The following is a 25,877-nucleotide window of genomic DNA, read 5'->3' as shown; positions in this document are numbered from 1 at the left end:
CATTTTCGCATTCTTGGACGTGAGGCCAGAATCCTTGAAAGTAGGGGGCGGCCTCATCTTTGCTGAGCGCTCCGGTGGCTCCCGACACGTAAATCCGTACCCGGACCTTTTCCACGCCAGGGACGCTCGCATCAAGCGAATTCTGAATGCTCTCCCGTACTAGTGCGTCGGCTGGCCGAAACGACTCTTGGTTGAGCAGTTCAGATTGCAGCGGGTCCCGTGACTTGGCTTCGGGGTGATGCTCGACGAATCTCCACTGAGGAAAGGTACCTGCGCTATACATCCTTGATTTCTTTTCCCATACGCGACGTGAAGCCCGCGAGCGGTGAATCACTATTTAGTTTTCGACTTAGAACTACAGCGGTTCCGCACTGTTGCATCATCCACCCGCGGTTTCAAGGTCGAAGCCGAGGCGGGTTGCCTCGATCAAGATTTTTTGTCCTTGCACGGCTTGTTTGACTGAGGGTTTTCGATCCGAGTCCAAGACTCGACCGATGCTGAATGCGATGCTTCGCTGCCACGAGGCTAGATTGTCAGTTTGCTTGGCCCAAGTAGAAAGGCTCTTCCATGCCTCGCCCCTTACCGCGCATACAACCTTCATCGCTTCATTCTCTTCCACCGATTTGGGACCAACATCATCAGGAGTTTCCGCCGTCGCTTTGGATCCTGTTTGTCTAATGGGGAGTGTGACGAGTGTTGCGGGGGCTGTCCAGTCGATGCTTTGGACCGCCTCCCAGCATTCCTTTTTCTTCGCCCACTCTGTGACGTTACGCGTTCCTGCGGTGCCCAGGATTCGCTCGTAAACCAAAGGAGCTAAGTCGAGAACAGCCTGCAACAGGTCCTCTGGAAGGTCCTGCCGTTGCCAGAGCTTGGCCAGGTCGATCCTTTGGGCCGTCTTATTGGAAAGGAGAGCCAAGGTGTAGGCAACTGTGGCAGCACGATACCCGCCCAACTGAAGCTTGGTCACGGCCGCCTCAGTCCTCCTCCAAAGGATTGCCTTACCGACTACTCGACGGAAATACTCCTCGTCCGGTATCAGGTTGGCGTTGGTTTCCCTTCGGCGCTGCAGGAACTCATTGAAGTTCTTTTCGGCTCCCAGACTCACCAAGTACGGCAACTGTGACCAGGTGTTCTCATACTTGGCGATATCTGTTTTAAGCAGCTTCTGGCTTACCGGATGTTCACTCTTGAACTTCCTCTGTGCTGCAGGTGTTCGCTCCCGGGCGACCGCGTCGGCATATTGTCCCCGGGCCCGCTCAAAGAACCAGCGCGTCATGATGTTTGTGCCCTCAGCGCTCGGCGCCCACGTAACCCGTGAGTGCTTCTCCAGCTCAACGTGGAAAACGTCATTGGCTGTGAAGTCAGCCATTCTCACCGGGTTTTGGGAGTTGGAGTATTCCGAGATTTTTGGAGCCAAGTCTTCACGAACCGCGTGGTCCACCACAGTAAGTTTCACTTGGACCTCGATTTTGTCTAGGTCAGTATTACCCCCGGCCAAGGCGTGGTACAACGACGCAGTTGTCTGTCCACCATTGACGATCTGAATGTCATGAAGTCGCGTGATGACTCGTTGACCGCTGACTGTCTTCATGTCAACGCTGGAGGCGGTCATGGACAAACCGTTGTTGTAGGCCAGAAATCGACTGGGCTCTTGGCTGATCGTCGCCTGAATTCCTTTATTGATCTTTCCTCTGGTCTGAAGGAAAGATCGCACATTAAGTTCCAAGAGCCTCGGTCCGTACTCGCTGTAGATATCAGCCAATACCCGGCCTGGAACTATGGCCAAGTAGGACTGGTATTCGCGGGATCCGTTGGGACCGAGGAATGGAAGTCCTTCCATGCCGAAATCCGGAAGGTTCACCGACACGGGCTCTTGGGTGTTGCCTGAAGTTGCCAACTTTTGGATTCGCTCGACGTCCCAAATTTCGACGATCGTCTCTTTGTCGCGTACTGGGTCTACCGAGGGCAGGGTCGTTCTCAGCCGGGAGTTACTCAAGATGATTAGTCGGAGCCGTCGGACTTTCGGCCATACTGTCTTGATTTCTGTAACAACATCATGGAGCACGGTCGACTCGTCGACCTTGGAGGCGAGATCCATACTTGCGCGGGTGGTGAATTCGACGAGCCGCTTGATCAGCGGAGTGAGCTCGGCCTTAGTCAGTGACGTGACCTCCGGGAGGGCGGAAAAGTGGGTTCCAAACACACTAAGAAGCCCCCGCTCTTCTTCCCAGTCATATCCCGAGGTGTGCATCTTCGGGAGGCCATACATCGCCACTACGGGATCTGTGGCTTCTCCCGCCTCGTTCAGCAAATCCGTCACGTATTGCGTGAAGCCGTGCGCGAGAGTCTCGGCATTGCCCTCTTCCTCTGCCGCCAATCTCACCGACTGAAGAAGATCTTCATGGAACGCAGCAAGTTGATTCATACTTCGTGAGTCCTCTTTATCGTTTCCACTGCCTCTTCCGCAGTTAGAGCCCACTCCTGACACGCTTCGGTATTCACTTTGTATGAAACATGGCTAACCCCAGTAGGGAGATGTTGCTCTGTAAGTCTCGGAAAGGATCCAGTTACTCGATACCAAGATGAACCCCTGACTGTCAGCCGATGCTGATATTTAGCCGTGTGGGCATCCGAGTATCCGGATCGAATTAGCTTGGCTTCGAACACTGCCGAAGCCGACTCCCAGTCGGCGAACTGATCACGCACTAATTGGACCTTCTGCGGTAGCGTCAAACCCTCCCCCGCCTCACGGATGTCCATCTTGTAGACCGCTAAGAGAAGCTCCCCAACCAAGCGTTCATCGAGCTGGCGCTCATTGGCGATTGTGACATTGGCTGGGCCGGTTGACGAGACGGACTTGACTTCGATGCCAATGCGGTCGTCAGCGAAATCCTGTAATGCCTTTTCGGGCCCGAACCAGGCATTCGCGGCAGCTTCTTCCCCAATGGCCGGGCGTATGGCATCTACTAGAACGGTGAGTTCCGCAAAGAGTCCAGACTGTTGATTGAGGCTAAGGCCGTCCCGACTGACAGCAAAAAAGTCTTTCCATAAGTCGAGGCGTCGGCAGACGGCCGCCAGCAAATGGTGTCCCTCGATTTTGCCAACTGTCCTCAGCACGTCCTCGATCAGCGTCTCGAAGACTGACGCGGCTCCGCCGCGCGATTCTGCTATCCGCAGTTCAACCCACCCGGAACGGGTGATTGAAACTGCTGTATCCAGCCCAAGGACATCCGGAAGTCTCGCAGCAACATCGTTCAGAACCCCGGCGGCACTGACACTGAGCCCCTTCCTGCCCTGTTTGCCCCCTTCCCAAAACAGAAACACATCATGGTCTGGAGCAGAGGGCAGGCGTCTTGTTAGAAGCCCTGGATACTCCGCTTCGGCCTCAAGGGACGACCACAGGAAGTCAAGCTTGAAGTCTTCGTGATCACTTTGCCGCGGCACTGGACACCTCGTCGTCAAAGAGCTCATCCCAAAACACTGAATTCACTTGATAATCCACAGAAAGCCCATTGTTACTGGCTGGAAATGATACAGCAAAACCTACAAACGGGGTGGAATCCTGCTCATAGCCAAAAGATTCTGGATCGATGGGATAAACCATAAGAAAACCGTGACTCTTGTCTCTTACCTGCCGTTCAGCAGCCGCAGTCGGTCTTTCCGGCTTCTTAGTTCCAGGTTTTGCTGCCCCAGACATGTATCGATCCACGGCCCACTGCAGCGCTTCTTCCCAAGCGGGAGAATCAGCATCCAGCGGGAGAAGAACGTCCCCCGGGCTTACCAGACGCTTGATTGACCGTTTTCCGTCTGCCTGTTCCTGCGGGAACGGAGTACGTGAGAAGAGGCCGATTTCACCTTCCCCCAGTGGAACTGCCTTTGACGCGTCCTTATCGCCTAGCATGACTGTCCAATTGGTAAGCTCGGAAGTCCTCGGTTCGAGGCACTTCTCGATGTATTCGATCAAGGGTTGCGGCAACCCTCGGCCTGAATCACGGTGACCGGAATAGCTTCGGAGAAAATTAAGAACGCGATCAGCCGAAACATCACGCTCAACATGCCTTCCTCGTGCACTCATGGAAGGCCCGAAAACATCCTTGGCAAGCTCTTGGAGGGCAGTCCAGTTCTGGACTCGAACGCTTTCCTGTGTATCAAAAAGCAGCGTCTCACACTGAGTAGCCGCAAAACTTACTTTCATTTTCTGAGAATGACGCGCCTTATTAGCCGCGGTGACCATAAGGCCGTCCGGATGCTGCTGGATCCTCAATCCGTACTGTCGTGGCGTCCGATTTAATTGACCCATTACTTCGAATTCACGGTACAGTTTGGCCGCCGCATCAGTGATTCGCGAATACCAAGTAAGCAATTGAGGGGTCGTGTATATACGGCACAGGTCAAGATAACCAGGGCGATAACCAAACCATCGTCCCATCTGCATTAGGGTGTCATACATTCTGGATGCTCTGAGGTAATAAGAGACCATTAGACCCTCAAGAGTCAGACCGCGTGAAAGCTTGTCGCCCCCGATAGCGATTACTTTAAGTCCGTTCGGACGCTGAGAATACATCAAGGCATCCTTAACCGATCCGTTCACAACTTGGACTTCTATTTCCAAAAGCGTTCGAAGGAGCTCACCCTCAATTTCATGCCATGGTGGCAGCTGCCTGCACTCGCCGGCAAGATCCTCGTTGGCGAGTAGAGCGTCAGTCACGTCGATAAAATCTGTGTGATACAAATTCTTGAGCACTTTGACAGCCGATTCAGCATCTTCCGGCGCCTCGTATTCAACGGCGTTGCGCAGGTCCACAACGAATTCCTGCACTTGTCTCGCAACTTCCACTTGAACGTCTTTGAATCTGGTTACGTGCACCAACATCGATGAGTGCTTGGTCCGAAGATCACGCATTCGTTTTACTGTGCACGCTAGTACGAACGTTCGGATGGCATCCTTGAGCGACTCGGGCAGTTCCTCGTCTGGGGTTTCATCTGATTTGTGTCCGTCCCTTAGCCAAGGTTCGTGATCACGAATCGGACGAAGGGTGGGCAGCGGTTCAACCGTCTCCAGGCCTGCCTCACTGTCACCGTCCAAGCCGAAGAAGCGGATTGGACCCGAATAATTTGATGGCTCGGGTAAGCGCACGATGAAGTGCTCCGGAAACAGGTCTAGCCCTATATCAGTCCGAGTGGCGTTGGGATCGATATAAATATTGGCGAATGGAGTTGCCGTGTAGGCTACGTATGCACTCTTTTCAAACGTGTCAAGAATTTGCCGGATCAACCCGTTGATAGTTGACGGATCGGTCTCATCTTCGCTTTCACCGGGCTTTGTGGCGGTATCAATTGACGCGTAGTCGGCTTCATCGTCCAAAACCAGCAGGGGCACACCGGGCACAATCTTTTTTCCAGTCTCTGGGTCAATGATGTGCTGGAGACCAGTGGCCCATGTGTAAACATTTCGCAGGATGGAAGCGTTCTTCTTAACGACTAGAACAGTCGGATCTCCGCCGATTGCTTGGTGTGCCTGCTTGGCAACTGTCAGCTTAAAGTCTCCGCTGGATTCGACGGTAGTGGAACAATTGATGAGAAGATTGGGGCCGGCTTTTAGTCCAACTCCAGTCTTGGAGCTGAGGCCGGATCCACTAAAAGTTTCAGCCGTGTTGAAACCAAGTACCCCCTCGTTGATGCGCTGTTGCGTTTGGCTCCGGAGGCTGTCGTGTGCACCTGCCATGACGATGACTAGCTTGTACCCCGCGTCAAGTGCCTTATTGAGTAAACCCACGTAGTTCGAGGTCTTGCCGGACTGTACCTGCCCAGCAACCAGTCCTCGCCTTTCCCACCGGCCAGGTCGAAGCGGATTCTCGAGAGATGCCAAGATACGATCGGTGACATCTCCAACAGATTTATCAAACGCTTCGGTCGGACGGCCCTCGTCCTCAATCATGTATCGCCGATAACGGTCCCAGAACTTCCACTCAATCGAATGGCGCCGCTCGTCAAGCCATGGCACGTGGTCAATAGGGTTGGTCAGTTGCCCGCCTCCAGACACATAAACGTTGAACTGCGTCTCGATATCACGCGCGATCTCTTCTGCCACAGCGTCTGTGAGGTCGCCTGGCATGTGCTTGGCCGGGCCATCGCTGAAAAGAGCCACCGCGTCACGAACTACTTCCGGTGTGATTAAAGTCTTCTGCGCACGCAGGAATTCAAGATGGGAGGTTGCCATTTTGGTGACATAAGATCTTCCGGTTATCACAAGTTCACGCTTTCCTTAAACGCGGCGACAATGCCTGGGTGGAGTGAGAAGGGTTCCGTTTTTGCCAGTACTTCGAGGACTTGTTGACTGGACGCACCGCTCGTGAGCATGCGATCAAAGGAGAATTGGAGAAGATCCCGCAGGCCGCTTGTATCTTCCTCAAAAGGTTGCTGCGAGGACTCCAAAGAGCTCGCCAAGTGCACGGCAATCTGAGTTAGCGGGACGGTCTCTTCCACAAATCGTAAGAGCTGCTCGATTTGCACCGCATTGGCTGAACCACCCTCTAGAATCTGGCGGATTACTGGGTTGTCGCGGTTAACGCGATAGGAGATGTTATTTTCCCTATCTTTATGCTGAAGCCAAGCAAAAACAAACTTTTGCGACGATTTGGCGGCGTCCATTTTTCCACGGAAGCGGTAGACTTCTTGGGCCTTCGCTTTGGTAGCCCGTCCTATCCTCTCCAGATCCCGCACGATTGCTGCGGGTGGTCGCACCTGCGATTTTCTAACATCAACCTGCCACATGTGGTCGAGGGCAGCCGGTATGTCCAGTGCAATCCGAGCAAGTTTGGAATGTTCTTCCTTCATACCGCCCACGCCCAACCAACTACCTGCTACTAGGAGCCGGTCTTCCCGGTACACGTAGAAGCCTTGGTGCGCATTCCAGCCGTGTATCCCCGCAGCGCGCCTATGGTCTTCGACTTCAAGCTTGCTTTTGTGTGGAAGAACGTAAGGTGTCACACCTATTGCGTGTCCCTGCAGGGGCAAAGTCTCAATTCCCGGCGAATAGGTGGACGAGTTTTCAGTGAGAAACGGGTCCCAAGGTTCGACTTCAGATCCGTTAACGTGCATTCGTACTCGGCGGGGTGACTGCAGGAAGCGGTGAAATGTCATTGACAAGTGATTGGACACGGCATCGGCGACTCTTAGAAACTGTGCCTTTGTCATGCGTGACCCAGTGGCAGGATCGCCTACGAGACGGTCGCATTTTGTCCATATGACCGCAGTTCCTGTTTTGGCAAAATCAATGTCGCTAACTGCTTGGCCTGGCAGCGAATTTCTGAGACGCCATTCGCCTGTATCTTGGACTTCATCCAAGTCCCAGCGGCGAACTACAAGCGCCTTTCCTGCTTTATCTTTCGAAACTACGGAGAACTCACGTGCCTGCGCAATGGATGCTGTTTTGAGTCCTAATCCGAAGCGGCCTAAGTCTCCTTTTTTGCGCTCGAGAACCGGGCTTTGGCTCCCCAAACGCATGGCGGCAATCAACGCCGACTCACTCATGCCGATCCCGTCATCCTTTATCACGACATAGGCGTCCCCCTCATTCCACACGAAGGCGATGTGAACGTTCTTGGCCTTGGCAGCGATGCTGTTGTCAACCAAATCCGCGATGGACGTCTCCGGCGTATAGCCGAAGGCGCGAAGCGCTTCGAAAACTGGACTCGCACTTGGCTGTACTATGTCCCACTCAGTGGCGCGCATCTTTGCGGTCACTCCCCCAATCAACAAGAATCCTACTTAGTTACCAGATCAGAGACTATTTTGGCTATTTGATGCGCGAGAAAGGGCGGGACCGCATTCCCTACCTGCGTGTATTGCTGGGTTCGGTTTCCGAGAAAAACGTAGTTGTCCGGAAATGACTGCAGCCTGGCCGCTTCCCGTATGGACAGGCTCCTCATCTGGCAAGGGTCCGGATGGATGTAGTAGTGCCCGTCTTTTGCTATATGGGAGACAACCGTCGACGAGGGTTTGTCCCAGACCTGCACCTTGAACCTGTCCGCGAACGACTTTCTCTCGCTTCTGGCGCTCAAATGATTAGGGGTGAGGCCCTCAGAAAAGTCGGAAAGGACTGGTGAGCGTCCGTGCTTCAGAGCATAGGCGGCAGCGAAAAAATATCGCCGCAGGTCAGATGCCATGTGGCCGCGAGACACATGGCTGGCGAAACCGCCCAGCCTAGTGTCTTCGATCCAGCGGCGGTATTCAGCCGCTGCATCCTCCGCTCTGATGGTTCTGGGAGCAGCGTGGAGGAATGCATCGCCCAGCGGCCCTGGCTCGGGGAGGTAGGAAAGCGGTGAAATGCCTTCTTCAGCTAGGGCATCATTGGCGTCAGCGCGAAGAGCAGCCCAGTTCGCGGTCGAATCGATTCCCTTCGAGATCCGGGAGCGAATTGAAGGCATGTCATGAATGGCGTCGCGCACAGTAACTTGGGTCTTTGAGCGTTCGAGAGTTTTGGGCGTGAGTCCCAAGTCCTTCCTGATTCCGAGAAGGATGACCCGATGCCGCTGCTGTGGTACGCCATAATCCTCTGCCCGAATAATGAAATCACGGGGCTGCAGGGCTTCGGGAGAAACAGACTTGGTCAGAGAGTAGATTTCGTATTCCGCCTCGCCACCCACGTTGCGCAGGTCATCGAGAATGCGCTTAAACATAGGCTGACCGCCGTGCGTGGACGACAGAAGTCCCTTGACGTTTTCCATGACGAAGACCGAAGGCAGAAACGTCGAAATAATATGGAGGTATTCACGGTAGAGGAAGTGCTTCTTGTCCTCTTCGAACGCCTCGTCGTTAGCTCGACGGGACCGCCCCACAAGCGAGTATGCCTGGCAAGGAGGCCCCCCTACGAGAACCCAATTGGGTTGTCCCCTGAGTGCTTTTTTGATGAGAGCGTCAGATTCTTGGCGGGTCTCTTCGCCAAGTTCAAGGCGGTGCACCCGGCCAGCAGCTCTCGCCAACGCCGGCCCGATGGTTGAGTCCTTTGACAGCACTTGGTAACCGATCTCACCACGCGCGAAGCGATAGTAAGCGTCTGGGACCTGCCCACGCTGTTCCAAATCCCGAAAAGCGTGGCGTAGCGTGAGCGTCGAATGGGCCGAGGATTCCATTTCAATGGCGGCAACAGATTCGAACACGTTGGTGCCGTTGCGTTTCAGCGCTCCAAAACCCTCCCCGAGGCCGCCCGGCCCGGCAAAAATGTCTACGATGGGTATCGGTCCCAACAGAATGGTCCTCCAGAGTTCTGACGACGGGTCGTTACGGACCGTCCATGACGCAGCTAGCGCTATACCAGCCAGATAAATTTACTACGAGCCACCGACAGAACTGCGCCATGCGGTTCGAATCGCCGGCGCGCCAGTGGGAGTCGCAAGCAGGCACACGCTAGGGTCAATCGCATGGTGAAGATCCAGGCAGTGACCCGCAGCTCGAGCAGCATCCAGCCGCACAAGACTGAGTCGATATGTACGTTTCAAACAGTCTCTGGTATGGATGGCGAAGTCCTCCTGCACATCGCCACTTATGGGTCGGCGGAGCGCGCGATGCCGGGGAAAGCCAGCCAACAGATCCAGTTTACGGAATCAGGGGCTAGGGATCTGTTGGAGGCGATATTTACTGCTTTTCCTGCCCTGAGGAGAGCAACCCACTAGTCTCGATGCCTAGGGCATCGGGTGTCTTGCACAACCCGACACGTCCGTCGCCAACCGAGCGCCATACAGGGACGGGATTAGTCCAAGACGTACTCATAGCTCAACGGCTTGAGGTTCTCGGGCGATGGTCGCCAATCAGGGTGGACGCTCATGACGCCGTCCTCCGTGCTGATCGAGCCATCGAGCCGACGCTCCCACCTAATGTCGGCCACGACTACTAAGTCCGTTCGATCGAACTCATTGGCGTGGGTTACCTCATTGCGGGTGAGAATGACCTTCTGGACGTGGCCCTGAGAGCCCTTCACTTCTACGTGCCGAATTTCATCACCGCGGATGACTCGCAAGTCGTAGGACTCGCGAGCTCCGACGTCCTCGACACTGAAGCCTGAGGCCGCGTAGTATGCTATCGCTTGACGAACCGCCCGTATCTCGATGGCCTTCTTCAGAATCGGATCCGCACAGAAGCCTGCGTAAGCCTGCTTGACTCCGTTACGTCCCCCAGCTTGTGAACTCACGAGCAGCTGCTCGAGGCCGCCCCAACCGCTTTCGGGACGCAACCCGGCGATGATGTCGACGACCGCCTTCGGCACCTTCGCAAGGTACGCCTCCCTGGGTCGGAAACCTCCCCTGCCGTCCTGAAAGGGGAAATAGACGGGCGATCCGTAGTCAGTGACGAGTTGATTCTTTATGGCGGATATCTCGCTCGCGCTATTCTCCAACTCCCGCAACAAGAGCGGGGCGGCGGGCACAAAATCGCCCAATGGAACCCGCACGCCGGGTCCCGTGGTGCTGCGCCACTGGTTCTCGGGGGCTGGCTCAGGTCGTCCGATGACCAACGAGTGACCGTAGATTCCCGACTTTCCAGCCCCCGCATGACTGACCCCGAGCCAGTGAAAAACGACATCGCCCTCCCGGACGTCCCACATGTGGCTGTATCGGCCCTCATCGGGAGAAATGAGCTCAGTCCCCCAATTCGGTCGACTCACTAGTTCCATCCAGTACCGCTGCGTCGCATCAGCGTCCCACCATCGGCTCTTTTTGGTCTCCGCACTGACCGCCATTGCTCCCCCAACTGTTTGTGAATCTGATTTAGTAATTGTTGAATCTACACGGCACCGAGCAGCTCTGAAGGTCTACGCTTCCACGTCGCCACGAACTCGTCCCGACCGCAGGTCGCAGCCAAGTAGAGCCGCTACCGTTCCCCGAGCAACGCGCCTCACGCTCCCTTTCCGCAAGCTCCTGAATGGCGTGCCTCTTTGGAAGGCTGGAGTCGCTGACGCCGAAAAGAATGAATTTGGCGAACTCCCTGCCTTTAACCCGGTGCATCGTCATGACCACCGGCTCCTTGCCGTCGGCAGCGGCAAGGATGGGAGCGGCGCATGACGCACCTCTGGGCATCGGGAAAAGGGCGGTATAGCTGCGCTGGACATTGAAATCCGCATGCCAAGAGAGCCGGCGACTTGCACCTTGGAGCGGTCAGTACTTGTACGTACTGGGGGCATGGATACAGCAGCGATAGCCATTGAATCCTCGGATCAGGGCAGCCGAGACTGCACAAAATGCGACTTCGACTTCGTATGGTCGATTTTGTATATCAGGTGACACGTCGCGATGGACGTAAAACCCAGAGTAGCTAGGCCTTGGTGCGTCGACGCGTTTAAATATTCAGCGAGAAAGCCTTTTGTTGTAGGCCAAGGTTTTCCGTACCCTCCGCGCGACGTGGGCACTAGAGTCGTCACAGGATCCGAGTCCGCTCCGATTTCACACACCAGGGGGAAAATTGCAGGCAGATACTCTAACTTTAAAATCAGTCCTTGGTCTCGAACGCAGATATGTGATCCCGACCTTTCAGCGGGACTATGAGTGGACGCTCGAAGGCCAATGGCGGCTGCTCCATGAGGATCTGATGGCTGCAGCCGAAAGACTGCAGCAAGCCCGGCAGCATGCCGATGCCTCGGGTGAACCTAGAGCCAGCGCCGATAGGAAAGTGACGCCTCATTTTCTGGGAGCGATTGTTTGCGAGCAGCTGCCGTCATCGACCGGCGGAGTGGATCAGCGGGCTGTTATCGACGGGCAGCAGCGCCTAACCACACTGCAGCTTCTAGCCAGAGGAATTCTGGACGTGCTCCGGGAAAAAGCTTCCCCACGAGCGGCGCAAATGGGACGACTAATAAGGAACCCCACCGATGTGGCTATTGAACCTCTGGACCAGTACAAACTGTGGCCGCGGCGAAAAGACCGCGAGGTTTGGCCTGAGGCCGTGTCAGATGAGATTCCTTCCAGCACTGGCCACCTCTATCTCTCGGCACGATCGTTCTTTGCGGGTCAGACACGAGCTGCTGTCGAAGCAGATCCTGATGGCGAACTGCTGGACGCGATCGTTGATACGTTCTTGGGTCTGTTCAAACTTGTGGTCATAGACCTCGAGGACAATGACGACGCCCAGGTAATTTTCGAAGTACTTAACGGACGCCAGACTCCCCTTTCCGCAACTGACTTGGTTAAGAATCTGCTGTTTCTCCGCGGGGATCTCCGTGGCGAAGAGGAACTCGAAGTACTGTATGACCAGTATTGGGCTCCGCTAGACGAGGCCTGGTGGAAGACCACGGTGGGCAGCGGGCACGCAGCCCGTGGACGCCGGGACGTTCTCCTATCCTCTTGGCTCACGGCCGTTTCAGGACAGGAGGCCGCTGTCGGCCACCTGTACGGGCAGGTTCGTTCGTACTTGGCGACGAACAATCGAGCCACTAAGTCAGTACTCCAAGAACTCAGCGATTACGCCGCCGCCTATGTAACCGTTTATCATCCAGAGCGAGCAGAGTCGGCCACCCTGAGACAGGCCTACGCGCAACTGGACCGCGTTCGAGTTCTGACAGCAGTGCCTCTTCTCCTGTGGCTTCGCACGCTTCCAAGCCACGAGCTTCCACTTTCTGATCACGAGCGTGCGGTAGGCGCGATTGAGTCTTGGGTGATGCGACGCATGATCACTGGCGCAAACACCAGGGGCTATGGCACCTTCTTTGTGGACGTGTTGAAGTCTGCGCAGGCTGCGCATCGTGGGGGGCGCAGTATTCCTGAGGCCATCACGGCCTACTTGAGCTCTGCGTCCCAAGGGTTAGCCTGGCCAACTGACGATGACGTGTCCTCATCTTTCGCTTACAACAAGTTCTACAATTCCTTCACTCAGGAAAGGATCCGACTCATCCTAGGTGCAATCGATAAGCACCTCCAGCTTGAGAACCCTCGCACAGAGCCCGCGACGTTCGATTATGAACAACTGCAGATTGAGCACATCCTTCCTTCCTCGTGGCAGTCCCATTGGCCATTGAACATAGACGACCCAGCGCAGCTTGAGCTGGCTGCGCAACAGCGTCATTCGGCTGCACACCGCATAGGCAACCTCACTCTCGTAACGTCTAGGTTCAACCAAGGTGTTTCTAACTTCGCATGGGACGTCAAACGCCCCGAGTTCGCCCTGGAGTCCAGTCTCCAACTCAACAAGTCTCTGGGTTCGCTAGAGTGTTGGGACGAAAACTCAATTCAAGCCAGAGCAAGACAACTCGCTGAGGTTGCCTGTCGTGTATGGCCCCGGAACACAGCGGCCGCTGAGGGCTCGACGAACATCCCCTGAACGACAGATGGCGAATATGGACGAGCTGGTCCCCTCAACGGCATTCGCCGTCTCACCGTAGTGATCCGGTCGCGGCGGCTGGCCACCCCCAGTGTCAGTCGCCGCTTTCTGGGATCGGGCACCTTGGTGACGGAGCATGTTGCGCGCGTACGCCAGCCCTTAGGGTGGCTATACCTCGTGGTTTTGTTTCGGCTGTCACCTGGTACCAGTCCATATCCGAGCCATGCGGGCGCGGCCTAAGACATTATGGAAGGACAGCTCCGAAAACCTCCCCGATCATGGGTGTCATACGGTGCGAGTGGGCGTGGTAGCGCTCAAGCAGGTTTACGTGTTGATCCGAAATCCGCACGTTTCCGTCGGGCGTGAGAAGGGCCACGCAGTCGCCGTTTCGGATCAAGTTCCAAGCACCAGCGGGTGTCTGTAAATCGGTGGCGATAAAATCCCAGGTAGCTTTGTCACCAACTACAAGGGCCGCAATGTGCGCCATAGCTCGATAGACAAGTGTGCGCTCAGTCGTCGGCGCCGCCAGCCTCCTTACAGGCAGCCCAATTTTTTCTTCCAGTTCTTTGATAAGAGCACGTCGGTCATCAGTGGCAAGAAGTTCTGAGGGGCCCACAAGCTCTCTTCCACCCACACTGACAATTGCACTTCGCGAAATGTTAATAGTTGGTCCGGCTGAGCTTACTAGCGTCAGCCCGTCCAGCCCCTCGCTATACAAAACATAGTGAGGGTGACGGCGCGCCAATTCGCTTGCCAACCAAAAGACAACCGCCTTGGTGTGACGCATGAGGGAACTATCCGCGAAAGCCGGACTGGGGACGCGGACCTCTGCAGTCGCGGAAAGTCGTCGGAGTGGAACATCAGCATCACTGTGTCCCAATAAATGCGCTTCATGTGACCCTGAATACCAGAGCCCCGTTACCCGAGATCTCTTAAAGCTGCCTAACGGTCCAACTGGTGCGGCCACAACCATGATCTCGGCTTCACAAGCCGAAGATACGCGAAAAAGATTGTTGCCCGCGGCGTAAAGTTGCGAATGCCAGCCTGCCATTTTTCCAGCTCAAGGACAAACTTAGGCAGGCACCCTTCCATAGAGCTATATACGCGCCAATCCCCAGCGGGGGGGCCGTCGTTGCCGATGCCGAGCTGCCACTGCAAGTGCACGTGCATATGAAGTGATCCGCATTCTGAAAATGACTTGGCGTTTCCAAGTGTTTCGTAGATTTGGCTCACCTTCCGGCCCGACGTACGTAGCGCAAAACCAAGCGAAGTATGCGGCTGCGGCAGCCAATCCGCTTGGGGGTGTGCAAAGTACATGAGTGCGTCGGTGCCCCATACACGTGACACAAGCGAAAGCTCACGTGTCTCGTTTGGCATACCCATCAGAATCCATCGCGCCACCCCTAGGGCTGGATCGGACCAGCCCAAAGGCCCAAGCGCAAGATGGGGTAAAGGTGTCCAATAACTAATCAACTTCCAAAGCTCGTCTTTAATCATCCCTTTGCGCATAAACCAAGTCGAATCCCAGCCAGCGAGCGTGTGGAACATTGGTCCTATGCCCAAGGACCACGGCGTGTAATCGCCGAGCAGATCCGGCTCGTGGGCCATCCAGTCGTTACTCAGGGGTTCCTTCAACTTTGGTGCAGGACCATGGGCTGAACTGTGTAGGAGCTGAGTAACAAATCGGCGAATGTGCCTCCAAGCTCTATTAATCAGTTGGCTATCAAGCAGATCCGCCGCAATCCCGGCCTGCTTGAGCGAATCATCACACGCCAGGTTGAGCAGGGCAACGGCGGCTTGCGGACTGTTCTCGATTCCTAAGGGTCCCCGAACGATTGACGACATCTCATTGGTCACCGTCTCAAGCGAGGGCAGCCGGTTGTTCTTCAACAGCGAAGGAAGGACCAGCCCGGTTGATTTCAGCAGACTCCGGAGGACTGTTATGGCGCGCTCAACCCGTGCCCGTTCTTGCGCACTACCATCAAAGCTCAACTGCACCTGCTGCCACTTCTTGATGGCTGTTGAAAGTTCGCTAGTTCGATATTTTGCCAGCAGCGACAGCACCGCAGCAGACTCCAAAGTCAGAAGATCATCATCTAGGGATTCGACAGGGATCCAAGCTCTGATAGGCATGGCTTGACCATATTTGATGATCGACAGTACGGGCGGAGTTCTACAGATTTAACGCCATGTTTTGCCCTTTACCACCACGTCAACTGTGCACCCACAACCGCGAGGGCCTCCCCCGCGTTCCGTCCGACATTTGCCCAGTCCCCGCCAGCTTCGGCTCCATGAACCGGCGGAAGGTGTCCCGCATCAAAGGCGCGCCGGCCACAACCTCATGCAGCTCCCGCAGCTCCTTCAATGTGAACGGCTCATCAAGCAGCGCCCCAGGATCGGGTGCCTCGGCGTAAGCAGCCCGCAGCCATTCCACTGCCTTTACCACCATGTCCGCATGCCCATATGGCAGTCCGGCGATCAGCTCCGGTTCCCCGGTCACGGAAGCCAGCCGGACGCCGTCGGACTTCAACGCTTCCTCCAAAGCCGCGAGCGGCACCACGTCGACGTGCGCCACTGACAGCACCCAGCCACGATCATCACGGCCAGGCTCATCAAACACCTGCAGCTGCCGCGGCACCCGCCCCGAGATCCTGGCCTTCTCCCGCAGGCACCGCAGCACCGCATCCGCCAGCGTTTCCCGTTCGCGCAGAAACGTCCCCGGCAGGGCCCACTTCCCGTGCTGATGGTCCTCCGCACGGCGCACCAGCAGCACGCACAAACTTCCCTCGGAAACTGTCAGCACCGCAGTGTCCACTGCCACCGACGGCCGCGGAAAGTCGAGCAGGGACGGACCAGAGCTGTTCGTGGAATCCTTCACGACTCCATTTATCTCAGTATTGCGCTAAAGAAGCAATCTGTGCATACTGGACGCAATTAGCGCACAAATGCGATAAATCAACTGGAGGTACTCATGAAAGTTCCCCAGCTCCACGTCGGAGCCGGCACCAGCCTCGGTCCGCTCAGCATCTTCCCCGTCTGGACTTCCGCGCCGGGAAGCCTCGGCATCAGCGCCGGCACCCACGCAAACGTCGCCGTCACCGAACTTGCCACCGGTGCCCAAGTGTCCCGCCTCACCGTCACCAACAACGGCCCGCACCCGGCACTGCTGCTGGAAGGGGAGCTGCTCGAAGGCGGCCAGCAGCACCGGACCTGCGCCCGCGACGTCGTCCTCGGCCCGGGCGAAACCCGCGACATCGACACCTTCTGCGTCGAGGCCGGCCGCTGGGAAGCCGGACAATCCAGCCATCGGCGGCAGGCCCGGCGCGCGCCGCTGAACGTGTGGTCTGAGCTGGCCAACGGCCGCACCGGGCAACGGGTCGGCGACCGGCAGGACCGCATCTGGGAGCGGGTTCGCCGGTTCGACGCCGCCCGCGGCGCCTCCGCCACCAGCTCCCTCCTCCAGCACATGGACTGGTTTCAGGACAACAAGGAGGAACGGAACCGGTTCAGCCCCGCGGACGCGCCCGCCCCGCTGGAGGGCCAGCGCGGCCTGGTGATCGGCCTGGCCCGGCAGCCGCTGCTCCTGGAGGTCTTCGGCACCAGCACGCTCTTCCGCCGCCATTACCGGCAGCTGGTCGAGTCGGCGCTGCTGGACCTCGAGCTCCTGCCACCCCACGCGCTGGCCGCCGGGCCGACGCCCGGCCAGCGCGCCCGCGACTTCGCCGCTCACGTCCAAGCGATGGACTTCGGCCCGTTCGACGGCGGCGCAGCGGCCGTGGAGGTACGGAACCACGGCTCCCTCCGGAGCCGCAACGTCACCCGCTCCGCCGGAACGGTCACCGCCGCCGGCATCGCCGTCGCACTCCCCCAGCGCTCACCCCAGCTGGCCCACCTGGCCGGCTGGAACAACCACCACTCACTTATGGAGATGGCATGAAACTAAACCCCCTGCAAAAAGACCGCACGGCCGGCGTCCTCGTCGCCATGGCCGCTGGCGACGCCCTCGGAGCCGGCTACGAGTTCGGCGCCCCGCTCCCGGACGGCGCCGGCGTCAGCATGAAGGGTGGCGGCCCGTTCGGGTTCGCTCCCGCGGAATGGACCGACGACACGTCCATGGCCGTCCCGATCGCCGAGGCACTGCTCGAATCCGCGTCCGACGGCGGTGCCTCTTCCCCCGCCGCGCTCACCGGCGTGGTGCGGGCGTGGACTGCCTGGGCGGCGGAGGCGAAGGACGTGGGTACACAGACCAGCTCCGTCATCGCTGGCGCCCGGGGTCGGGCTGTTGCTTGCGGCCGCGAGGTTCAGGCCGCTGACTTCGCTGCCGCCGACTTCCATGCCAGGACCGGCCGCAGCGCCGGCAACGGGTCGCTGATGCGCACTGCTCCCCTGGCCTTGGCATACCTGGACCGGGAGCCTGCCGAACTGATGGCCGCCGCCGGCGAGCTCAGCGCCCCGACCCATGCCGATCCTGATGCGGAGGAGGCGTGCGGCCTGTGGTGCGTTGCCATCCGTCATGCAGTCCTCACCGGTGTACTCGATGTCCGGGCCGGCCTGCCGCTGCTGCCCGCCGCGAGGGCCTCCTTGTGGCTGGAGCGGATCGAGACGGCAGGAGGTCCAGGCCCCGGGACTTCACCCGCAACGGCTGGGTGGTTGAGGCATTCCAGGGAGCGTGGAGCGCCATCCACTATGCCGGGCTGTCCGCTGCTGGTCCCGTCCACCTCCGGGCTGCATTGGAGGAGGCAGTGCGCGGTGGGCGCGACACCGACACGGTGGCCGCCATCGCTGGCGGCCTGCTGGGCGCGGCTTACGGCTACACCGCAGTCCCGTTCGGGTGGCGCCGGCGGCTTCACGGGTGGCCGGGCCTGCGGGCCCGCGACCTGATGGTCCTGGGCATGGAACTGGGCCGGGGCGACGGCCGCCGGCACCTGTCCTGGCCGCGGGCGGAACGGCACGACTACAGCATGTGGGACCGCACGAACTCGCTCGTCCAGCACCCGCACGACGGCGGCGTGTGGCTGGGCGGGGTCGATGCCCTTGAGCGGGTGGCTGAACTAGGAATCGACACGGTGGTGTCGCTCTGCCGGCTGGGCACGCTGGATGTGCCGGGTGTGGCACCGGAGGACCATGCGACTTTCTGGGTGGTCGACTCGGCTGTTGAAGACGACAACGCACATGCCGCCTTTGTCCTCGAGGAGGCGGCGGTCGCCGTCGGGCACTACCGGGCGGAGGGCAAGACCGTACTGCTGCACTGTGTCCGGGCGGAGTCCCGCACCCCTACTGTTGCGGCTCTGTACGGGGCCCGCGTTGCCGGCATTTCTGCCATGGACGCGTTGGCAGACCTGCAGCGCGTCCTGCCTGGCGCGCGGCCGCATGCGCTGTTTATGCGCCTTCTGCAAGATGCACAGGCTGCTGGCCATTCCGCAACCACCGAAGCCACGACCGCCGCTGCCGAGTAATGTCCGAGCCTGCTGATAGGAATATGACCATGACAACAACCCCTGAACTCAGCCGGGAGCAGCGCGATGCTGCAATGGTTGAGCGCTACGCCGACGGCGAGACGCTGGACGCCATCGGCCAGAGCTTCGGCATCACCCGCGAGCGGGTCCGGCAGATCATCGCCAAAGTGGGCGGAACGAACGCAGAGGAATCCCGCAAGAAAAGGGCCGCTGACCGAGAAGCTGCTGTTCAAGACAGTCACAGCGCGTTTCTCAGTAGCTATGAAGGACTCGCACGGCAGATGGCACGCCGGGGTTGCACCCGTGTGGACGCCATCAACAGGCTAGAAGCTCTTCACCCGGGCATCGACAGGGAACTTGCCGAAGACGCACTCAAGTCGTCGGATATCGTCTTTGACTACAGCCAAACAGACGACATCTTCTCGAAAGAAACGGTCGCTGCCGGCATCTGGTACCTACTCGGTTCAGATCTAGGCCTCTCGCCAGACCGGGAGTGGGCTGCCGTCTACTTGGAACTGTCACTGATGACCGAGCTTCGTGACGCATTGGAAGCAGCCGAAGTGACACCAGATGACGTGGCCACCATCCTCGGTGTGATCGGAGCGGCGCAGAAGCACGTCGAACAGAACCCGTCTACCAGCATTACCGCACAGCGTTACCACCGGCTCCGCGGTGAGCTGATTCCCGCCCTCGGACTGGTCTCTCGCAAAGGTTCGAACGCCTGGCCGCCAACCGGCCAGACGCTGATGAAGCGTTTCGGGAGCTGGAATAACGCCTTAGAAGCCCTGGGTATCGGAACCACGAAACAGGGCCGGCCAAAAGGACTGCTCAAGTTCACGCGGGAGGACTACGACAACGCTGTTAGGGACTACTGCGCTTCAGCGCGGGCGGCGAATACAAAGGCAACCAATGCGGGATACGACGTGTGGGCTAGGGCAGAGCGCGCCAACGGCCGTGGAAGACCCTCAATAGCATCCGTACGCGGTATCTACGGCTCGTGGTCGGACGCCGTCCGTTCGGTGCAGGAGTAGGCGTTTGGAAGAGGGGGACGTAATGAGAGAACAGTCGCTCATGCCGGGGATCAGAATGCCGCCGGCTTACGTGCTTGAGCCAGAAGCATTGTTGGAGGCCTACCGAAGGGGTGATCCTTTTCGGGTAATGGCGGCGAATTTCGAGGGCACGGCAGATGACATCTGTCAGGCGCTCGTCAAGCGGTCCACCACATCCAAAGACGAGCTTGAACGGTACCGATCAGTTCGGCGAAGGACCCAAGCAACCATGGACTCGATGTGGGCTAACCGGGAATTGATTACAAGGTTGGACGACTCGGGCATTGAATCCTCCAAAATACCGGTGATTCTCGACGCTCTCGGAAAAAGTATCGATGTCCAGGTGGCAGCTGAACTTTTGCATCTCCCAGGCATCCCCACGGAGAAGCCAGGCCGGGACAATTCCCCGCGGCAGATTGGTGACAAACTAAGCCTGCTTTACGTGATGGGGATGCATCACGGAATCGCACCGGACTATGCCTTGGCCTTGGGAAAGATGTCGCTCGAGGCTGTCGGCGAACTGCGCGACTTGTTTCACCCAACCGTCCCCTACTTCCGTACGGCGGAGGTTCTGGCGGTAATTGAGGCCACGGCGATGGCTGTTCGGACGGGAAAGATCACTAGCTTGTCCTGTGCAGCTTATGAAGATACGGCGGAGAAGGCTCGCCGCGACTTGGGGCACGTCAGTCGCGAAAAGAGTAACCCGTGGCCGGTTCCGGCGCCCCAGCTCATTCGGCGGTGTGGCCAGGGATATTGGGAGGACGTTCTGAGTTCTCTGGGCTTGGGGCTACTCTCCGCCGACCACAGGTTCAGCGAAGATGACTATTTCCAAGCTGTGGACGACTTCACGGAGGAGTGCATCGACTTCGAGTACCCGATGGACATCGACATTTACGACCGTTGGGTTTTTGCGGAGATGTCGATCCGTCAGGATCGCCCCTCCGCTATGGAGTTGATCGGTCACTACGGCAGCTGGGACGAAGCGATCGAAGCTGTACTGCCACAGGAGCAAGAAGGCGACGAAGAACCGGACACCCACGAGTTCTACTGGGGCTTCCCATTCGGATTTGAGGATGAAAGCTTGATTATCAATGAATTGGCCTCCCACCGCGAGGCCGAGGAATGGCACCAAGCAGGCGAACTCATCGGCCAGCTCTTGGCAGAGATGCCTTGGAACAGCTTTCTGCGCATCGAATATGACGGCAGTGAGGAGATCACAACTCGGCCCTATGCGCAGGCCACGCCGAGCGCCGACGGTGTGTGGTGCGAAATTGTGTCTGAGCAATACCTGCCGGCAGCTGAGTGGCCCATCAACAGGCGCTATTTTGAGAACAATGACTGGGCAGAGCCGGATGACGAGGCGCCTAACTGGTGGAAGGCGAGGGTGCCGTTGACCGACGCCGGACGTCAGCTTGTGCTTGGGCTCAGACTCGGTCGGGGTTGCAGGGACGCACACAGACTCCGCTGGAGCACAGGTGAGTTTCCCTCCGGCCCAGGCCCGGACGGTGGCGCACTTTGGACGATGCCCTTGCCGGCACAGTACAGACCCTGCGCAACGCGAGCTGACCACCAAGGGGAACCTCTCGTCCCCATAAGTGCCGTCTCTTAGACCCTTATCGTCTCAAGTGGAATGGCAGGAAGCCCTGGTGCCGCGAAGTACAGTGGTGCCTGTTCCGAGCCGGCATCGGCAATTGAGCGCGGCAACTGCAGCCGTGCGGCAGTACTCCTTAGGGACTCAAATCCGGCAGTACCATATTCATCACCGCTTGAGGTACCAACAATCAGCGAGACATTGGTTTGGTTGGCGGTCATGGCAAGGAAATCGATAAGGACTTGCACAGCCTCTGCTGACTCGGCAATTTGAAGTTGGTCTGCTGTGACTCTTGTCAGGGCATCAAGATCGTCAATGAAGATAGCGATAGGACGTGCCAAGTCCACAGGAATCCGAAAGTCCCTTACGTCTTTAGTGCCTAGCCTTCGACAAGCATCGAGGCGTGGGAAAACTTGATCGCAAACTAGCCGCAGGAGTTCCCGCGCCTGCACGACTCCTGTGGACATGGCCTCCCGATGATGTCGCCAATTGGCGCTGAAGGCGGAATCCGGTGCGGACGCGGCGACCCAAGTCGGCACTCCATGTTCCTGCGCAGCTATGGCCATCGTGGCGATCAATTCCGACCTTCCGGAACGTGAACCGCCCTGTACCACCAGGTTTTGCGCCCAAACTGTCGAGAAGTTAACACCTCCGATGCCGACAGGCAGCTCCAAAAACACATCCCCCACGGAACCTTCACCTAGACCTACAACGGGAGCGAAGTACGTTGAGGCGGATCCTACGGGCCATTCATAAATTGCGGTTCCCTCAGGAAAGACAGCCTCCTTCAGGTCGCCGAGCAGGTATTGAGTGGTATCCGTCTGGTCGCGACTGCCGAACTGAATCCGGCAGGCATCGCCTAAACCACCGACAAGAAGCTTGCAGATGTCCAAGTCGCGACCAGCCAGCACCAGTGACGCTCCCCCTTGAGGGGGGTGAGACATTAGCCAGTCGAGCTTTTCGGCAAGGAGCGATGAGTATGAATGGGCATCAGCCTGGAGTAACTCAGCGCCGTTGACGATGACAGTTGTACCGCGCGGATCCTCATGCATTCCCCCAAAGATCTCGCCGACCTTCATACAGGCTTCCCCCATGGATCTGGAAAGTGTCCTCATGCCTTCCAACATCCATCCATAGTCACCTCCGACGAGGTCGATAACGTGCGTCGCACTGGTACGGCAAAACTGGCTGATGATGTCGTCGAGGTATGTCCTTCCCGTCGTCGCTGGAGCTTGACCGCGGATCAGCAGAATTCCTCCGCCTGCCGGCCAACGTTCAGCCGCATCACCGAGGTGGAGACGCCCGCCGTCAGGCAAAGTCCCAAGCATTATGGGGCGGTCATTCATGTATAAGGCTCCGATCACGGTTGAAGGCTGGAAGAAAGTTTATTGCCAGGAACAGACACTGCCCCACAATAATTGTCGGACCTCGTATTCATAGTGCCCTCAAGGGCTCACAAAAATGCCTCGAAATACTTGGGAGGAACCAGATGGCAGATGGCTACGAAGTCTTTGATACGGGGCACAATAGGCTGGTTTTTCAACACCAACGGCTGAATGCACAGCAAGTCAAACAAGTCATGGTCGGGCTGCGTGCGCTCCATTTGAGTGGTGCCGAGGAGGCACGAATGGTGCTTTTGAAAGCATGCGGCCGACGCGTCACGCTGGTTACGGAATTGTATGACGTGGAACTCCACAAAGTGGAGGCCTACATTGCCCGGGAGAAGCGCCGTCGCTTACTTGGGGCGCCCTGACCTCATGGGTCGAACAAAGCCCCCTTCGTGTCGCCTGGACCAGACGGACGCCAAGTCGCCCACCGGGCTCGTGCGTCAGGATCGGACATCGCCGTCGTAACTTTCACCCGCTCAATCCACCGACTCCGCGTCACCGGGGGAGCCGCTCCGGTGCCGAACCCTTGCAGACCACATCCGACCCGCAGTTCCGGGATTTGCCTCAGGCCGCCAGGACAGTCTCTATTTTTGAAACTTCTGGTGACGCGAACCATGCAATCAGATAATGACGGGCCGTGCTGATACAAATATGATCTGAAACATCTTCTGAACTCAGCGAGGAGCAACACCACGCTGCGGTGGCCGGAGCCCAAGAACCGTGCGCGTGCAAATGCGCAGCAGTGGAAAGATTAATACCCCGTGATGGAAATGCTCAGCGGAGCCAGCGTAGACACGTTCAGGAATCTCGTATTATCCGCTGCCGTGATTGTCGGCTTCCTGTTTCTACTCGGAAGCCGTGTGTCCACTCCCCTGACAATCGCCGCCAGGCTTGTCACTGCCGCCACTGCAGGTACGGCGGCCTTTGCCGCGGCCAATCTCGCGGTGGTCTTCTACATCCTTGCGCACCTCATGGATGCGCGCTGGTCGGTAGGGAGAGATGCAACGCTTCAGAGCCCTGAACTGTCTGCAGGACCGTTCTTCCAGCCCGTCACCGACACCTTGAATGACATCTTGGACGGCCTGACGGGCAACTTAAACAATGTCATTGCCCTGAAGAACGCGTTCCTCACCATGCCGGAATTTATCATCGCCGCGGGTTGGGCATCCTTCGCACTGGTGGGCTTTGCGATCGCGAATCGCATTCTTTCCTCGATCATCGAAAAGAAACAGATGAAACAGATCGACCGGAATACGCAGGACCTTGCTGATATCCGCGCCCAGATTGGGTTGCCCGCCTTCCAGGACACCAAGGTTGGGGCGCGGTGAGGTGCATTCCGGAGGAACCGGAGTTCGGTGACGGTCAGTTGGCGGAAAAGGCCGTCTGGAGGGCACTGAAGGACAGCCTCCCCGACGACTGCGTTCTGGCCCAGTCAGTCCAGATCCGCGACGGCCGCAACGAGTACGAGATTGACCTGCTGGTCCTCTGGCCGAACGTGGGCATGGCGGCGATCGAGGTCAAGGGCGGCCAAGTCAGTATCGCCGACGGGCAGTGGTACCAGTCGGACCGGAACCAGAAGCGCAAGATCAAGAGTCCCGTCGCGCAGTCGCAGAGCTCACTTCATGCGCTCAAGGACTGGCTTGAGATCCAGCTAGGTTCGCGCATCAGCAGCCGCTGTGCCTACATGGTCAGCCTGCCCTATACCGATGTGCCGCGGAATTGGACCATGGCTGGATGCCCTCGGTCACTCATCCTCGACAAAGATGACAGCAAGTCCCCCGCGGAGCTCGTCCGCCATGCCATTGAAAACGAAGGCGGCGGCGCCTCCCCGCTCGCCCCGGCCTTCCTGGAACGCATCGTCCGGAAGCTTGGCGGAAACCTGGACACCGCCGTCGTACCTTCCACCACATCCCAGGAGGACGAGGCAGCACAGGATCATCTCACCGAGCGCCAGTCCGTGCTGCTTCAGGCCACCCGCTCGCTCCCCCGGATCCGCTTCACCGGCGGAGCCGGCAGCGGAAAGACTTGGCTCGCCGTCGAAAAAGCCCGCATCCTCAGCAAGCAGGGCAAGCGCGTGGGTCTGTTCTGCTACAACAAGGGCCTTGGGCAGTACCTTCAGGACCGTGTAGAAACATGGCGGCGGCAGGCGAAGCCGGTGTTTACAGGCGAGTTCCACGAGTACGTGCGCGGGCTGGGCGTTCCCGACGGCAAGGGGCAGGACTACTTCGACGTCGAGATGCCCCGCCTGTTGAAGGAGCTGGCAGCCGGGATGGCGCCGCACGAGCGGCTGGACGCAGTCATCGTGGATGAAGCGCAGGACTTCGCTCCTCTCTGGTGGGACGCGCTGCTCGCCTGCACCAGCGACCCCGACACCGGTGAGGTGTACGCCTTTATGGATGACCGGCAGGACGTCTACCAGCGCTGGGGAGGCGCGACGGCGGATCTCACCCATGGCCCGATGGCCACGCTGGTGCCCATCCACATTGACGACAATCTCCGCAACACCCGAAAGATCGCCGAGACCTTCAAGCCCTTCGCGGGGGACCATTTCACGCCGCGCGGCAGCACCGGCTTGCCCGTACGGTTCGTGGATTGCCCCACCGACGACGCGCTCGACGTCGCGGAAGACTGCCTGAATGCGCTGATTGACGAGGGCTGGGCGAACAACCAAATTGCGCTTCTCACTACTAAAGACCGCCACCCGATCCACCTAGACTACTTCCAGCGCGGTGCCACGGAGGAATACTGGCGGGACTTCCACGCCAACGACGGCGAGTTCTACGGCCACGTGCTGGGCTTCAAGGGTCTGGAACGGTCCGTTGTTGTCCTTTGTGTCAACGGGTTCAAGGACATGAGTAGGGCCCGGGAACAACTCTACGTCGGGTTGTCCCGGGCCCGGAGCCTGCTTGTGGTTGTGGGCGACTCCGGGCTGCTGGAGCAGGCCGGCGGGCGTGAACTGAAGCTCGCACTATCACGAGCGCATGTGTGGCAGCCGGCGCTGGAAGACGATTAGTGGCGCTGCTCACCTAAATTGTCGGTGCCTCGCCATACTCTTCAGGCACCAGATCAGAACCGTCCAATGGGGGAT

At 58.1% G+C, this 25,877-nt stretch carries 18 protein-coding genes and 2 pseudogenes; 10 read left to right on the top strand and 10 right to left on the bottom strand.

The features are described 5' to 3' along the window. Nucleotides 1-379 precede the first annotated feature (379 nt). From ACTHQS_RS00485 to ACTHQS_RS00460, 6 genes are all read right to left on the bottom strand, one after another. Entirely contained in the window at nucleotides 380-2,425 is a 2,046-nt protein-coding gene (locus tag ACTHQS_RS00485; protein WP_440165099.1) for an AIPR family protein, read from the bottom strand. Further along, on the bottom strand, nucleotides 2,422-3,471 hold the full coding sequence (locus tag ACTHQS_RS00480; RefSeq protein WP_440165098.1) for a PD-(D/E)XK motif protein: 1,050 nt from the start codon (nucleotides 3,469-3,471) through the stop codon (nucleotides 2,422-2,424). The genes ACTHQS_RS00485 and ACTHQS_RS00480 overlap by 4 nt, the downstream gene beginning before the upstream one ends. Next, nucleotides 3,428-6,250 carry a Z1 domain-containing protein gene (locus ACTHQS_RS00475; RefSeq protein ID WP_440165096.1) on the bottom strand — a complete coding sequence of 941 codons (2,823 nt, stop codon included), beginning with the start codon at nucleotides 6,248-6,250 and terminating at the stop codon, nucleotides 3,428-3,430. The genes ACTHQS_RS00480 and ACTHQS_RS00475 overlap by 44 nt, the downstream gene beginning before the upstream one ends. Continuing rightward, the gene (locus tag ACTHQS_RS00470; RefSeq protein ID WP_440165094.1) at nucleotides 6,247-7,746 is read right to left on the bottom strand and encodes an ATP-binding protein; all 1,500 of its coding nucleotides are present in this window, start codon (nucleotides 7,744-7,746) and stop codon (nucleotides 6,247-6,249) included. Before ACTHQS_RS00470 ends, ACTHQS_RS00475 begins: the two co-directional genes overlap by 4 nt. Before the next feature lie 20 nt (nucleotides 7,747-7,766). Next, nucleotides 7,767-9,248 carry a DNA cytosine methyltransferase gene (locus ACTHQS_RS00465; RefSeq protein WP_440165092.1) on the bottom strand — a complete coding sequence of 494 codons (1,482 nt, stop codon included), beginning with the start codon at nucleotides 9,246-9,248 and terminating at the stop codon, nucleotides 7,767-7,769. 503 nt (nucleotides 9,249-9,751) lie between these two features. Then, entirely contained in the window at nucleotides 9,752-10,423 is a 672-nt protein-coding gene (locus ACTHQS_RS00460; protein ID WP_440165090.1) for a protein NO VEIN domain-containing protein, read from the bottom strand. Between the two features lie 1,031 nt (nucleotides 10,424-11,454). Between ACTHQS_RS00460 and ACTHQS_RS00455 the strand changes: the two genes are divergently transcribed. Continuing rightward, nucleotides 11,455-13,305 (top strand): DUF262 domain-containing protein, encoded by a 1,851-nt coding sequence (locus tag ACTHQS_RS00455; protein ID WP_440165088.1) that lies wholly within the window; start codon nucleotides 11,455-11,457, stop codon nucleotides 13,303-13,305. A gap of 244 nt (nucleotides 13,306-13,549) precedes the next feature. Here the strand turns inward: ACTHQS_RS00455 and ACTHQS_RS00450 are convergent, their stop codons facing one another. The 3 genes from ACTHQS_RS00450 to ACTHQS_RS00440 form a co-directional block, all read right to left on the bottom strand. Continuing rightward, on the bottom strand, nucleotides 13,550-14,092 hold the full coding sequence (locus ACTHQS_RS00450; protein WP_440165086.1) for a TY-Chap2 family putative peptide chaperone: 543 nt from the start codon (nucleotides 14,090-14,092) through the stop codon (nucleotides 13,550-13,552). A 155-nt stretch (nucleotides 14,093-14,247) separates the two neighbouring features. Beyond that, a complete protein-coding gene (locus tag ACTHQS_RS00445; protein ID WP_440165084.1) occupies nucleotides 14,248-15,438 on the bottom strand; it encodes a hypothetical protein in 1,191 nt (396 codons plus the stop codon). A gap of 79 nt (nucleotides 15,439-15,517) precedes the next feature. Beyond that, complete coding sequence (locus ACTHQS_RS00440) at nucleotides 15,518-16,183, bottom strand: NrtR DNA-binding winged helix domain-containing protein (protein WP_440165082.1); 666 nt, start codon at nucleotides 16,181-16,183, stop codon at nucleotides 15,518-15,520. A gap of 93 nt (nucleotides 16,184-16,276) precedes the next feature. On the opposite strand from ACTHQS_RS00440, the gene ACTHQS_RS00435 reads away from it, so the two are divergent. The 6 genes and pseudogenes from ACTHQS_RS00435 to ACTHQS_RS00410 all read left to right on the top strand — a co-directional run bounded on the left by ACTHQS_RS00435 (nucleotide 16,277) and on the right by ACTHQS_RS00410 (nucleotide 21,419). Beyond that, nucleotides 16,277-17,242, top strand: a complete 966-nt coding sequence (locus tag ACTHQS_RS00435; protein ID WP_440165080.1) for an ARPP-1 family domain-containing protein — start codon at nucleotides 16,277-16,279, stop codon at nucleotides 17,240-17,242. Further along, nucleotides 17,239-17,775 (top strand): annotated as a pseudogene (locus tag ACTHQS_RS00430) (ADP-ribosylglycohydrolase family protein); the annotation flags it as partial. The gene ACTHQS_RS00435 and the pseudogene ACTHQS_RS00430, both read left to right, overlap by 4 nt. A gap of 14 nt (nucleotides 17,776-17,789) precedes the next feature. Next, a pseudogene (locus ACTHQS_RS00425) lies at nucleotides 17,790-18,071 on the top strand (hypothetical protein); the annotation flags it as partial. 3 nt (nucleotides 18,072-18,074) lie between these two features. After that, nucleotides 18,075-18,761: a hypothetical protein gene (locus ACTHQS_RS00420; protein ID WP_440165863.1), complete on the top strand. Its 687-nt coding sequence runs from the start codon at nucleotides 18,075-18,077 to the stop codon at nucleotides 18,759-18,761. 29 nt (nucleotides 18,762-18,790) lie between these two features. Beyond that, the gene (locus ACTHQS_RS00415) at nucleotides 18,791-19,792 is read left to right on the top strand and encodes a homing endonuclease associated repeat-containing protein (RefSeq protein WP_440165078.1); all 1,002 of its coding nucleotides are present in this window, start codon (nucleotides 18,791-18,793) and stop codon (nucleotides 19,790-19,792) included. A 22-nt stretch (nucleotides 19,793-19,814) separates the two neighbouring features. Further along, nucleotides 19,815-21,419 carry a TY-Chap domain-containing protein gene (locus tag ACTHQS_RS00410; RefSeq protein ID WP_440165076.1) on the top strand — a complete coding sequence of 535 codons (1,605 nt, stop codon included), beginning with the start codon at nucleotides 19,815-19,817 and terminating at the stop codon, nucleotides 21,417-21,419. Here the strand turns inward: ACTHQS_RS00410 and ACTHQS_RS00405 are convergent. Further along, on the bottom strand, nucleotides 21,416-22,747 hold the full coding sequence (locus ACTHQS_RS00405; protein WP_440165074.1) for a hypothetical protein: 1,332 nt from the start codon (nucleotides 22,745-22,747) through the stop codon (nucleotides 21,416-21,418). The genes ACTHQS_RS00410 and ACTHQS_RS00405 overlap by 4 nt on opposite strands. Before the next feature lie 143 nt (nucleotides 22,748-22,890). On the opposite strand from ACTHQS_RS00405, the gene ACTHQS_RS00400 reads away from it, so the two are divergent. From ACTHQS_RS00400 to ACTHQS_RS00390, 3 genes are all read left to right on the top strand, one after another. Continuing rightward, complete coding sequence (locus ACTHQS_RS00400) at nucleotides 22,891-23,154, top strand: hypothetical protein (RefSeq protein ID WP_440165072.1); 264 nt, start codon at nucleotides 22,891-22,893, stop codon at nucleotides 23,152-23,154. A 399-nt stretch (nucleotides 23,155-23,553) separates the two neighbouring features. Then, nucleotides 23,554-24,117, top strand: coding sequence for a hypothetical protein (locus tag ACTHQS_RS00395; RefSeq protein ID WP_440165071.1), 564 nt, complete (start codon nucleotides 23,554-23,556; stop codon nucleotides 24,115-24,117). After that, a complete protein-coding gene (locus ACTHQS_RS00390; RefSeq protein WP_440165068.1) occupies nucleotides 24,114-25,802 on the top strand; it encodes an NERD domain-containing protein in 1,689 nt (562 codons plus the stop codon). The genes ACTHQS_RS00395 and ACTHQS_RS00390 overlap by 4 nt, the downstream gene beginning before the upstream one ends. The last annotated feature ends 75 nt before the right edge of the window (nucleotides 25,803-25,877 follow it).

It is taken from the genome of Arthrobacter sp. SAFR-044, assembly GCF_051965175.1.
GTDB lineage: Bacteria > Actinomycetota > Actinomycetes > Actinomycetales > Micrococcaceae > Arthrobacter.
Note: the sequence above shows the minus strand (reverse complement) of the source record. Positions and strands in the feature narration are given on the sequence as shown.